This is a genomic window from Streptomyces roseifaciens (genome assembly GCF_001445655.1).
Taxonomy (GTDB): Bacteria; Actinomycetota; Actinomycetes; order Streptomycetales; family Streptomycetaceae; genus Streptomyces; species Streptomyces aureoversilis.
The window spans coordinates 222,879-234,705 of record NZ_LNBE01000003.1; the positions used below are offsets into that span (position 1 = coordinate 222,879).

An 11,827-nucleotide genomic window follows, 5' to 3' on the forward strand; every position below is an offset into this window, starting at 1 on the left:
GCGCTCAGGCGTGTCATTGGTCCCGACGGGTGACGATTGTCCCTAGGATTGTGGGATGCATATAGCGAGCACGTTCCCCGGAGGGGTGAGCCGGTGAACAGGTCCGAGGCCACCGACGAGCAGTGGGAGGGTCTGGCCGAGGTCGTCCCGCTCCGTGGTCACCACGCATGGCCGTCATGGCCCAACCACAGGGCTCTGCCCGAGGACGAGCAGCAGCCCGATCCCAACCAGCGGCGCATGGTCGTGCTGCGGGTCCAGGTCTTCGCGGACGCCCGCGAGGTCGCCGAGCACCTGATGGCCCGGGTGCCGGTCCTGCTGGACCTCACCGGCGCCGACACGGACGTCGCCAAGCGCATCCTCGACTTCTCCAGCGGCGTCGTCTTCGGCCTGGGCAGCGGCATGCACCGGGTCGACACGAACGTCTTCCTGCTGGCCCCGGAAGGGACGGAGGTGGCGTCGGGATACCCCGATCGTAGGAAAAGTGATCAGCCGAAACGGTTTGGCTGAATATCTGTCACATACGGTCCGGGCATGGACACACGCTGTGCCCGACCGGACGCCCTTCCCGCCGTCGCTTCCGTCGACCCCTCCGCCGACCTCTCCGCCCCTGCCCCCATCTCCACCCCCACCCCTGCTCCCGCCTCTGTCCCTGCCCGTGTCCCCGCCCCGCCGGGTGGGCAGCGGCCCGCGGTGACCGAGTTACGGCTCTCCGCCTTCAAGTCCCACCGCAACGCCGTCTTCGCGCTCGGCCCGCTCACCCTCTTCCGGGGCCCGAGCGGCAGCGGCAAGTCCAGTGCCCTCCAGGCCTACGGGGCCCTCGCCCGGCTCGCCGGAGGCGACACCCTGGAGGAAGCCCTCGCCGGCGTCGACGGCGGCCCCGAGGCCTGCGTCCCGCAGCAGGCCCGCCCCGACGCGCAGGGCAGGCGCGGCTTCCGCATCGGCTGCATCGTCGGAGGGCCCCTCGGTCCCGTCCGCCTCGACGTCGCCGTCCAGGCCGAACCCGAGCTGCGCATCGTGGGCGAACGGATGACGGCCGCCGGCCGGACCCTGCTCTCGACGGCCCTGCGCGATCCCGGCCGCCGCGCCGTCGAGGCCGCCTGGCACACGGCCGGCGCCGTCCCCGTCACCCGTGCACCCCTGCCGGACGACCGACTCGGGACCGCTCTGCTGCCCCTGCGCGTCGCGGGCAAGACCGCCGGTCAGCGCCTCGTCCTCGACGCCGCCGAACAGGTCGTCGTGGCGCTGCGCTCCGTCTTCCCCTGCGACCCCCGCCCCGAGCTCATGCGGATGCCCGCCGCGGCGGGCGACGGGCTGCTGCGCGGCTCCTGCGACAACGCCGCCGCGGTCCTCGGCCGTACGCGCCACGAGTGCGCGACCCGCCATGCGGCGCTCGTGGCGGCGGTGGGCGCGGGGTGCCGCGTGCCCGTGGACGAACTGGCGGTACGGGAGCTGGGCGACGGTCTCGTACGGGCCCTGCTGGAGCGGCGGTCCGGGGCGGCGACGCCCCTGGAGCGGCTGGGGGACGGCGAGTTGCGCTACCTCGCCCTCTGCCTCGTGCTGATGACCGGCCCGGGGGTGCTGGACATGGATTCGGCCGCCGAGGTGCTGCAGGCGCGGCAGACCCTCACCGTCCTGGCGGACGGCTTCGACCGCTGCCTGGATGCGCGGCAGGCGCGCGAGCTGCTCTCCTTGGCCGTGCGAATGGGGGAGCGGGGGCACGTCCGGCTGGTGGCGGCGGTGCAAGGGGGCGCGGATCCTGCAGCGGATCCGGCTCTGCCGGGAATCTCGGTGGTAGATCTTGGGGGTGAATCCTGAACACCGAGAAGAGGGACGCGGCGGCGGAGAGGGCGAGCTGCAGGTGCTGCAGCGCCGCCTGGCCGACTTCGCGGCGGCGCGCCGCTGGCTTCCCTACCACACGCCCAAGAACCTCGTCGCTGCCCTGAGCGTCGAGGCGTCCGAACTCGTCGAGATCTTCCAGTGGTTGACGCCGGAGGAGTCGGCGCAGGTGATGGACAGCCCGGGGACCGCCGCCCGGGTCGAGGACGAGGTCGCGGACGTGCTGGCGTATCTGCTGCAGTTCTGCCAGGTGCTGGGCATCGACCCGGCTGCGGCCCTCTCCGCGAAGATCGAGCGCAACGAGAAGCGGTTCCCGCTGCCGGATTCGCCAGATCGTCACTCTCCGGAGTGATTGAGTTATCCACACCCCATCTGGTATCCACAGATTTCTGAATTCCCCTGGCGTTTCCGGCGGTTAGTCATCACTCTGGGTAGTGAGCAGGTGTGAGCACGGCGCAGTCGGAAGCGCAGTCGAGGGCGCAGTCGGGAAGATGGGGGATTCAGGCCATGGATGCAGTGCGGCTCATCGGAGCCACCCGGACGGCCCTGGCGCAGGCCAGGGCCGTCCATGACATCGTCACCGAGGCATGGCAGACCCAGGCGCTGGCGGGAGCGGTCGGCGGCCACCTCGCGGTGCACGGGCCCTTCGAGGCCCGCGCCGCCGCGGGAAGTCTGAGCGAGGCCGGCACCCGTGCGTCCGGCGCGCTGCGTCATACGCTGCGCGCCGGAGCGGTACGGGCCGGGCAGCTCACCGAAGTGCGCGACCCCTGGGGCGCGTTGGCGGGGCTCTGCGGGCTCCTCGGCGAAGTGGGCATCGCCCTGGTGGGCGTCGCCTGCTCCTCCGGCGAGGAGGCCATGTACTGGCAGTGCATAGAGGCGATCGACGCCGCCGACGAGACGAGCGACAGAGTCCGCTGGTTACAGAGACGGCTCGCGTCGCGCGAGCGGGAGGGTGGTGCCGCGTGAGGCGCGGGCGGTCAGCGGGCATCCCCTCCGTCGACGGACGCCGGGCGTCCGTCGCGCGGCTGCAGATCGGCGTCGAGCTGCGACAGATCGGCGTTGAGCGCGGCCATCAGCTCCTCCATCTGCTGCAGCAGGCCCTTGGGCGCGCCGGGCTGCCGGGCGGCGGGCTGGGCGGGCACCGTTTCGTCGGGCACGGCTTCCTGGGTCATCGCGGCCTCCTCGGCCCCGGCCCTCCCGGTGCGGGAGAGCGGTGTTGCGGTCGTCGCCTCCGGCAGAGCACACCGGTGCGCGGGCCGGGCGGTCCGGCTCCGCCCGAGCAAACGACCACCGGCCGCGGCGGACACTGGCCGGGGCTCACCCGTCCGGCGGGGGCGGCGGAATTTCACCCGACCGGGGTGGGTGGACCGGGGCAGGGCACGGTCGGTTGACGCGCGTGCGGCAGTGCAGGATGGGAGGCATGGATCTGCGAATCTTCACCGAGCCCCAGCAAGGGGCGAGCTATGACACCCTGCTGACGGTCGCCAAGGCCACCGAGGACCTCGGCTTCGACGCCTTCTTCCGCTCCGACCACTACCTGGCCATGGGCTCCGCGGACGGCCTGCCCGGGCCGACGGACGCCTGGATCACCCTGGCGGGGCTCGCCCGTGAGACGCGCCGCATCCGGCTCGGCACCCTGATGACCGCGGGCACGTTCCGGCTGCCCGGCGTGCTGGCCATCCAGGTGGCGCAGGTGGACCAGATGTCGGGCGGGCGGGTCGAGCTCGGCCTGGGCGCGGGCTGGTTCGAGGAGGAGCACAAGGCGTACGGCATCCCCTTCCCCAAGGAGAAGTTCGGGCGTCTGGAGGAGCAGCTCGCGATCGTGACGGGCCTGTGGGAGACGGAGGCCGGGCGGACCTTCGACTTCGACGGCACCCACTACCAGCTCACCGACTGCCCCGCGCTGCCCAAGCCCGCACAGCGGAAGGTGCCCGTGCTCATCGGCGGCCACGGCGCGAAGCGCACGCCGCGGCTCGCCGCGAAGTACGCCGACGAGTTCAACATCCCCTTCGCCTCGGTCGAGGACAGCGAGCGGCAGTTCGGCAGGGTGCGGGCGGCCGCGGAGGAGGCCGGCCGCAAGGGCGACGAGCTCGTCTACTCCAACGTGCTCGTCGCCTGCATCGGCAAGGACGACGCGGAGGTCGCGCGCCGTGCTGCGGTCATCGGGCGCGATGTGGCCGAGCTCAAGGAGAACGGCCTGGCCGGCTCGCCCGCCGAGGTCGTCGACAAGATCGGCCGCTATGCGGCCATCGGATCCTCCCGGGTCTACTTCCAGATCCTGGACCTGGACGACCTCGACCACCTGGAGCTGATCTCCTCGGAGGTCCAGTCCCAGCTGAGCTGAGCTGACGCCGGCCCGGCGCCGCCGTACGACCGAGGAGCACCCGTGACGCCCGCCCCCACCACCCCTCTCGCCGACGCGCTGGAGCGCGGCCCGCTCGTCCTCGACGGCGGACTGTCCAACCAGCTGGCGGCGCAGGGCTGCGACCTGTCCGACGCCCTGTGGTCGGCCCGGCTGCTCGCCGACGACCCGGGGCAGATCGAGCAGGCCCACGCCGCCTATGTGCGGGCGGGCGCCCAGGTGCTCATCACCTCCAGCTATCAGGCCACCTTCGAGGGCTTCGCGCGCCGGGGCCTGGGCCGTGCCGAGGCCGCGGCGCTGCTGCGGCGCAGCGTGGAGCTGGCGCGCGGCGCCGCGGAGCGCGCAGCCCCCGGGAAGGAGATCCGGGTCGCCGCGTCCGTCGGCCCCTACGGCGCCTTCCTCGCCGACGGCAGTGAGTACCGAGGGCGTTACGGCCTCAGCGTCGCCGAGCTGGAGCGCTTCCACCGGCCGCGGATCGAGACCCTGGTGGAGGCAGCGCCCGATGTCCTCGCGCTGGAGACCGTGCCCGACGTGGACGAGGCGGAGGCGCTGCTGCGGGCGGTGGAGGGCTGCGGGGTGCCCGTGTGGCTGTCGTACAGCGCGGAGGGCGAGTGCACCCGTGCCGGTCAGCCGCTGTGCGAGGCGTTCGCGCTGGCTGCCGGGAACGACCAGGTGGTCGCCGTCGGGGTCAACTGCTGCACGCCAGCCGATGCCGGCCCTGCGGTGCGGCTCGCGGCGGAGGCCGCGCGGAAGCCCGTCGTGGTCTACCCCAACAGCGGCGAGCAGTGGGATGCCGCCGCCCGGTCCTGGACGGGCCGGCCGGCCTTCGCTCCCGGTCGTGTCACCGAGTGGTACGAGGCGGGCGCCCGCCTCATCGGGGGCTGCTGCCGCGTGGGCCCGGCCGGGATCGCGTCCCTGGCCCGCACCCTGTCCCGGTCCCCGGCCCCGTAGAGCCCGTAACTCCGCTTCAGGTCCCGTCAGTTGGCGCAACCGCGGGTCCGGGCCATGGGTTCACCACTAGCGTGGAAGCGGACGTGAGAGATGCGTCGTAGGGGATCCAGGACCGGGGGTGGGGAATGTCCCAGGAATCCGCTGAGACGACCGTCAGAGTGAGGCCGCCGGACCTGGCACCCGGCGCGGTGATCGCCCAGTCCCTGGACAACCAGTGGGCGACCGCGGAACTGACCAGGGAGATGGTCGCAGGAGAGAGATCGCTCGGGGAGGTCGGAGGCGAGCGGGAGAAGGAGGTGCGGGCCGAGTACTTCCGCAGTCTGATCAACACCCGCCAAGTGGTGGCCAACCGCGTGTTCTTCTACAACAACGCCGCCGTCAGCCGTGACCTCGTCGAGGGCGGCACGGCCCGCCGCGCGCACCAGAAGCTGCTGGCGCAGGCGGCCCTCGTGCCCTACCTGCTGAACGAGCGCGATCCCGCCGAGCGCCCGAGCACCGGCCTGGACTTCGACGAGCGGGCCTTCACCGCCTGGCAGGAGACGCTCGAAGGGATGCCGTCCGGCGAGCGCGTCAAGTGCGTCCGGTTCTCCTGGGAGGACCAGGAGAACCGGGACGCCGCCAGGAGCGCCCTGTTCAACGCCTTCGCCGCGCGGGTGCAGGGGCTCACCGCGAAGGACATCCCCCTGCTCGCCGCGCAGGTCGGCGTCCCGCAGCGGCGGCACGAGGCGTTCGCCGCCCGGATCGGCGAAGTGGTCCGGCTCAGCAACGAGCGCAGCGTCCGCGGCGACCTCGTCACGCGCAACGTGCTCTACGAGGAGTTCGTGACCGTGCCGGGCACACCCGTCTCCGAGGGCAGGTACGACAGGAACAAGCCCTTCGCGGGGGAGATCAAGCAGCTCCTCGACCTCATCTACAACGTCAACCTCGCCGACGCCCTCGGCATGTACCCGCTCACCCCGGCCGGCAGCCTGCGGAGGGTGGCCCTCCAGGAGTGGCGCGACGTCCGTACGACACCCGCCGGGACGGTCACCGACCCCGAGCAGCTCCTGCTGTTCCTGCAGCGGCAGGCGTTCTCCACGGTCCAGGACCGGCTCGCCCTCACCCCCGCCGCGGTCGACGCGCTCGCCCTGGAGGACATCTGGAGCCTGCGGCAGAGCGACCCGTGGAACGCCTACATCAGCGCCTTCGACGAGCTGACCGCCGATCCGGCGTCCTTCCACGAGCGCGTCGGCCCCGTCTTCGACCGCTACGTCGGGCTCAACTCCGAGATCGTCCGCCTCGCCGGGGCCCGCGGCGACAGCCGGGCCCGCGCCAACAAGTGGCTGCCCGTCATCGAGGTCGTCGTCACCGTCGGCGGCGCCGCCTTCACCGCAGTCACCGGGGACGAGAGCTGGAGCGTGGCCGGCAGCCTCGGCGGGATCTCGGCCAAATACGGCGGATCCGTGCAACTGGTGCTGCGCAACAGGCTGGAGGGCCGGCGCGAGCAGAAGTTCGCACGGGAGATGGCGGCAGTGCGGTTCGACGGCACGCGGGAGTGGGAAAGGTTCCACGACATGGTGCGCAAGCTGCCCGGGTACCGGGAGGAGGGCGGCTCCCCGGCCGCCACCGGCTCCGCCACCGTCCAGGACGAACTCCCGGAGTACTGAGCCAGTGCGAGAAGAGACCCCCGCCACCCCCTACGACCGGCTGCGCGCCACCCGTCCCGAGCTGTTCGGCAACACCCCGGGCGGGATCGACATCCTCTTCGACCCCGCCGACGTCGAGGAGGCCCGGCGCACGGCGGACGCCGGGGCGGAGGGCGCCACGGCTCCGGTCGGCGTCGTCTACGCCGACCGCTTCGTCACCCTCGTACGGGACGCGGTCCGCTTTCCCGGCGGCGCCCCCGGGCTCTACGTCCGCATGCTCTCCACCGTCGCGAGCCCCGGCGCCGTCGTCCTCCCCCTCACCCCCGCGGGAGACGTCGTCCTCGTCGAGCACTACCGCCACGCCACCCGTTCCTGGCACTGGGAGGTGCCGCGCGGCATGGGCGCCCCGGGCGCCACCGGAGCGGAAAACGCCGTGCGGGAACTGGCGGAGGAAATCGGTGCAGAGGTCACCGAATTGATTTCCCTGGGCCGTATGCATCCCGACAGCGGACTGATCGGCGATCACGTCGAGCTGTTCGTCGCCCGAATCGACGACTTCGGTTCTCCGGAGACGGCCGAAGGCATCCGGCGCATCGTCCCCCGGCCTTGGCCGGAGGTCGCGGAAATGGTTGCCGCAGGGGAGATCACCTGCGGTTTCACCATCGCGGCCCTCACCCGCGCCCTGTTGAACGGCCTGCTGGAGAACGGCATGCCGGGGAAGGGCATGCCGGGGAACGGCCCGATGGGGAACGGTCTCCCGGGGAGCAGCCTTCCGGTGAATACCGCCGAGGGCACCGGCGAAAAGCATTAGCAGAAGGCGCGCACCCCCGGGGATACTCGACCGCGTGTTCCTGACGATATCCACCACCGGCACGAGCGGATCCCCTGCGACCGACCTCGGATTCCTGCTGCACAAGCATCCCGACAAGGCGCAGCGTTTCTCGACCTCCCACGGCACCGCGCACGTCCTCTACCCCGAGGCCACGGCCGAGCGCTGCACCGCCGCGCTGCTGCTGGAGATCGATCCGGTGGCGCTGGTGCGCCGCTCCAAGGGCAAGGGACGCGGCGGCGCACCCGACTCCGCCCTCGCGCAGTACGTCAACGACCGCCCGTACGCGGCGTCCTCGCTGCTCGCCGTCGCCCTCAGCAGCGTCTTCTCCACCGCCCTCAAGGGCCAGTGCGCCGCCCGGCCCGAGCTGCCCGGTGCGGCCCGCCCGCTGCGCATCGAGGTGCCCGTGCTGCCCGCCCGCGGCGGCGCAGCGCTCGTGGAGCGGCTGTTCGCCCCGCTGGGCTGGACGGTGTTCGCAGAGCCCGTCGCGCTGGACGAGCGGTTCCCGCAGTGGGGCGACTCGCGCTACGTACGGCTGGTGCTGGAGGGCGAGCAGCGGCTCGCCGACGCCCTGCGCCACCTCTACGTCCTGCTGCCGGTGCTCGACGACTCCAAGCACTACTGGGTGGCGCCCGACGAGGTGGAGAAGCTCCTGCGCTCCGGCGAGGGATGGCTTGAGGACCACCCCGAGCAGCGCCTGATCGCCGGCCGCTACCTCGGCCGCCGCTGGTCGCTGACGCGGGACGCCCTGGAGCGCCTGGCCCTCGCCCGCCTCGCCGAGTCCGACGACACCGAGGCCGAGGAGCTCGACAACGCCGTCGACGAGGAGACGGACACCGAGGAGCGGCCCGTCCCGCTGGCCGTGCAGCGCCGCGAGGCGATCCTGGGCGCCCTGCGCGCCTCGGGGGCCGCGCGCGTGCTCGACCTCGGCTGCGGACAGGGGCAGCTCGTGGGCGAGCTGCTGACGGACCCGCGGTTCACCGAGGTGGCCGGCATGGACGTCTCGGCGCGCGCCCTCGCGGTGGCCGCGCGGCGGCTGCGCCTGGACCGCATGACCGAGCGTCAGGGCGCGCGGGTCGCGCTGTTCCAGGGCTCGCTCGCGTACACCGACCGCAGGCTGGCCGGGTACGACGCGGCGGTGCTCAGCGAGGTGATCGAGCACGTCGACCTGCCCCGGCTGCCCGCCCTGGAGCACGCGGTGTTCGGCGCGGCGCGCCCCGCGACGGTCGTCGTGACCACCCCGAACGTGGAGTACAACGTGCGCTGGGAGACCCTTCCCGCCGGGCACGTGCGGCACGCGGACCACCGCTTCGAGTGGACCCGCGAGGAGTTCCGCGCCTGGGCGTCGGGCGTCGCGGAGCGGTACGGCTACGAGGTGGCGTACGCGGCCGTGGGGCCGGACGACCCGGAGGTGGGGCCGCCGACCCAGATGGGTGTGTTCACGCGTACCGAGAACGACAGGAACGACAGGAACGACAAGAAGCAGGAGAAGGCCGCATGACCACAGCAACCGCCCCCGCGGCCGCCAAGCGCACCCTCGCCGTCACCGACCTCTCCCTCGTGGTGCTGGTCGGCCCGACGGGTTCGGGCAAGTCGACCTTCGCCCGGAAGCACTTCAAGCCCACCGAGGTGCTCTCCTCGGACTTCTGCCGCGGCCTCGTCGCCGACGACGAGAACGACCAGAGCGCCAGCGGCGACGCCTTCGACGTGCTGCACTACATCGCGGGCAAGCGCCTCGCCGCCGGCCGCCTCACCGTGATCGACGCGACCAACGTCCAGGCCGAGGCCCGACGGCAGCTGGTCCGCGTCGCCCGGGAGCACGACGTGCTGCCCATCGCGATCGTCCTCGACCTGCCCGAGGACGTCTGCGCCGCGCGCAACGCCGCCCGCCCCGACCGGGCCCACCTGCCCCGCCACGTCATCCAGCGCCACCGCCGCGAGCTGCGCCGCTCGCTGCGCGGCCTGGAGCGCGAGGGCTTCCGCAAGGTGCACGTCCTGCGCAGCGTCGAGGAGGCCGAGGCCGCCGAGGTCGTCCTGGAGCGCCGCTACAACGACCTCCGGCACCTCACCGGCCCCTTCGACATCATCGGCGACGTCCACGGCTGCAGCTCCGAGCTGGAGACCCTGCTCACCGAGCTCGGCTACGCCGACGGCGTCCACCCCGGGGGCCGCACGGCCGTCTTCGTCGGCGACCTCGTCGACCGCGGCCCGGACAGCCCCGGCGTGCTGCGCCGCGTCATGGGCATGGTCGCCTCCGGCAACGCCCTGTGCGTGCCGGGCAACCACGAGAACAAGCTCGGCCGCTGGCTCAAGGGCAAGAAGGTCCAGCCGACCCACGGGCTGGTCGAGACCATCGAGCAGCTGGAGCGCGAGGACGCCCGCGACCCCGCCTTCCGCGCGCAGGTGCAGGAGTTCGTCGACGGGCTCGTCAGCCACTACGTCCTCGACGGCGGCAAGCTCGTGGTCTGCCACGCCGGCCTGCCGGAGAAGTACCACGGCCGCACCTCGGGCCGCGTCCGCTCGCACGCGCTGTACGGGGACACCACCGGCGAGACCGACGAGTTCGGCCTGCCCGTGCGCTACCCGTGGGCCGAGGACTACCGCGGCCGCGCCGCCGTGGTCTACGGGCACACCCCCAACCCGTCGGCCACGTGGCTGAACAACACGATCTGCCTGGACACCGGCGCGGTCTTCGGCGGGAAGATGACCGCGCTGCGCTGGCCCGAGCGCGAGCTGGTGGACGTACCGGCCGAGCAGGTCTGGTACGAGCCTGCGCGGCCGCTGGCGAGCGAGGCGCCCGGCGGGGAGGACGGCCGCCCGCTCGACCTGTCCGACGTCACCGGCCGCCGCGTCGTCGAGACCCGGCACATGGGCCGCGTCGCCGTGAAGGAGGAGAACGCCGCGGCCGCGCTGGAGGTCATGAGCCGCTTCTCCGTCGACCCGCGGCTGCTGCCCTACCTCCCGCCGACCATGGCGCCGTGCGCGACCTCCCAGGAGGAGGGCTACCTGGAGCACCCGGCCGAGGCGTTCGCCGCCTACCGGGCCGACGGGGTGCGGCAGGTGGTGTGCGAGGAGAAGCACATGGGCTCGCGGGCCGTGGCCCTCGTGTGCCGCGACGCGGACGTGGCGCGGGAGCGCTTCGGCGCGACCGGCGGGGTGAGCGGCGCGCTGTACACCCGCACCGGCCGGCCGTTCTTCGACGACCCCGCGATGACCGAGCGCATCCTCCGCCGGCTGAGCACGACGGCCGGTGCGGCCGGGCTGTGGGAGGAGCTGGAGACCGACTGGCTGCTGCTCGACGCCGAGCTCATGCCCTGGTCGCTCAAGGCGCAGGGGCTGCTGCGCCACCAGTACGCGGCCGTGGGCGCCGCGTCCGGCGCGGTCTTCCCGGGTGCGATCGCCGCACTGGAGTCGGCGGCGGAGCGGGGCGTGGACGTGTCCGGGCTGCTGGACCGCCAGCGCGAGCGGGCCGCGGACGCGGCTGCCTTCACGGAGGTGTACCGCCGCTACTGCTGGACCACCGGCGACAGCGCGCAGGGCTGGCCGGGGGAGCAGGCGGAGACGCAGTCCCTGCGCCGGGTCGGTGTCAGGGGCACGGACGGCCTCGACGGCATCCGGATGGCACCGTTCCAGATCCTGGCGGTGCAGGGCCGCAGCCTGGCCGCACTCCCGCACGACGAGCAGCTCGCCCTGATCGACCGGATGATCGAGGCGGAGATGTACGGCTCGGAGTCGAACAACGGCCTCTGCGCGTACACCCCGGTGTACATGAACCGCCTGCTCGCCCCGACCCGTCGCCTCGTCGTCGACACCGAGGACGAGGCGTCCGTGGCCGCCGGCGTGCAGTGGTGGCTGGACCTGACCGGCGCCGGCGGCGAGGGCATGGTCGTCAAGCCGCGGCAGGCGCTCGTACGGACCGCCGGCGGGCGGCTCGTCCAGCCCGGCGTCAAGTGCCGCGGCCGGGAGTACCTGCGGATCATCTACGGTCCCGAGTACACCCGCCCGGACAACCTGACCCGGCTGCGCGCACGCCACCTCGGCCACAAGCGCTCGCTCGCGCTGCGCGAGTACGCGCTCGGGCTGGAGGCGCTGGACCGGCTGGCGGCGGGCGAGCCGCTGTGGCGGGTGCACGAGGCGGTCTTCGGGGTCCTCGCCCTGGAGTCGGAGCCGGTGGACCCGCGGCTGTAGGCGCCGCGGGCCGGGTCCGCTGCGCACGTGCCGGTG

Annotated in this window: 11 protein-coding genes; 10 read left to right on the top strand and 1 reads right to left on the bottom strand. The window is 72.9% G+C overall.

Annotated elements, in window-relative coordinates; genetic code table 11:
• The first annotated feature begins 93 nt into the window (after window positions 1-93).
• The 4 genes from AS857_RS07035 to AS857_RS07050 all read left to right on the top strand — a co-directional run bounded on the left by AS857_RS07035 (window position 94) and on the right by AS857_RS07050 (window position 2,802).
• A complete protein-coding gene (locus AS857_RS07035) occupies window positions 94-507 on the top strand; it encodes a cell division protein SepF (protein WP_058042284.1) in 414 nt (137 codons plus the stop codon).
• A gap of 24 nt (window positions 508-531) precedes the next feature.
• Window positions 532-1,815, top strand: coding sequence for an AAA family ATPase (locus AS857_RS07040; RefSeq protein WP_079110140.1), 1,284 nt, complete (start codon window positions 532-534; stop codon window positions 1,813-1,815).
• Entirely contained in the window at window positions 1,805-2,188 is a 384-nt protein-coding gene (locus tag AS857_RS07045) for a nucleotide pyrophosphohydrolase (protein WP_079110141.1), read from the top strand. Before AS857_RS07040 ends, AS857_RS07045 begins: the two co-directional genes overlap by 11 nt.
• Before the next feature lie 155 nt (window positions 2,189-2,343).
• Window positions 2,344-2,802, top strand: coding sequence for a DUF6099 family protein (locus tag AS857_RS07050; protein WP_058043962.1), 459 nt, complete (start codon window positions 2,344-2,346; stop codon window positions 2,800-2,802).
• Between the two features lie 11 nt (window positions 2,803-2,813).
• Here the strand turns inward: AS857_RS07050 and AS857_RS07055 are convergent, their stop codons facing one another.
• The gene (locus AS857_RS07055) at window positions 2,814-3,008 is read right to left on the bottom strand and encodes a hypothetical protein (protein WP_058042285.1); all 195 of its coding nucleotides are present in this window, start codon (window positions 3,006-3,008) and stop codon (window positions 2,814-2,816) included.
• 248 nt (window positions 3,009-3,256) lie between these two features.
• Here AS857_RS07055 and AS857_RS07060 point away from each other — a divergent pair, with 248 nt between their 5' ends.
• The 6 genes from AS857_RS07060 to AS857_RS07085 all read left to right on the top strand — a co-directional run bounded on the left by AS857_RS07060 (window position 3,257) and on the right by AS857_RS07085 (window position 11,791).
• Complete coding sequence (locus AS857_RS07060) at window positions 3,257-4,180, top strand: LLM class F420-dependent oxidoreductase (protein WP_058042286.1); 924 nt, start codon at window positions 3,257-3,259, stop codon at window positions 4,178-4,180.
• A 42-nt stretch (window positions 4,181-4,222) separates the two neighbouring features.
• On the top strand, window positions 4,223-5,149 hold the full coding sequence (gene mmuM, locus AS857_RS07065) for a homocysteine S-methyltransferase (protein WP_058042287.1): 927 nt from the start codon (window positions 4,223-4,225) through the stop codon (window positions 5,147-5,149).
• 158 nt (window positions 5,150-5,307) lie between these two features.
• A complete protein-coding gene (locus AS857_RS07070; RefSeq protein WP_245699656.1) occupies window positions 5,308-6,795 on the top strand; it encodes a hypothetical protein in 1,488 nt (495 codons plus the stop codon).
• A 4-nt stretch (window positions 6,796-6,799) separates the two neighbouring features.
• Window positions 6,800-7,585 carry an NUDIX hydrolase gene (locus AS857_RS07075; protein WP_063804196.1) on the top strand — a complete coding sequence of 262 codons (786 nt, stop codon included), beginning with the start codon at window positions 6,800-6,802 and terminating at the stop codon, window positions 7,583-7,585.
• Window positions 7,586-7,619: 34 nt separating this feature from the next.
• The gene (locus AS857_RS07080) at window positions 7,620-9,104 is read left to right on the top strand and encodes a 3' terminal RNA ribose 2'-O-methyltransferase Hen1 (protein WP_058042289.1); all 1,485 of its coding nucleotides are present in this window, start codon (window positions 7,620-7,622) and stop codon (window positions 9,102-9,104) included.
• A complete protein-coding gene (locus AS857_RS07085; RefSeq protein ID WP_058042290.1) occupies window positions 9,101-11,791 on the top strand; it encodes a polynucleotide kinase-phosphatase in 2,691 nt (896 codons plus the stop codon). The genes AS857_RS07080 and AS857_RS07085 overlap by 4 nt, the downstream gene beginning before the upstream one ends.
• The last annotated feature ends 36 nt before the right edge of the window (window positions 11,792-11,827 follow it).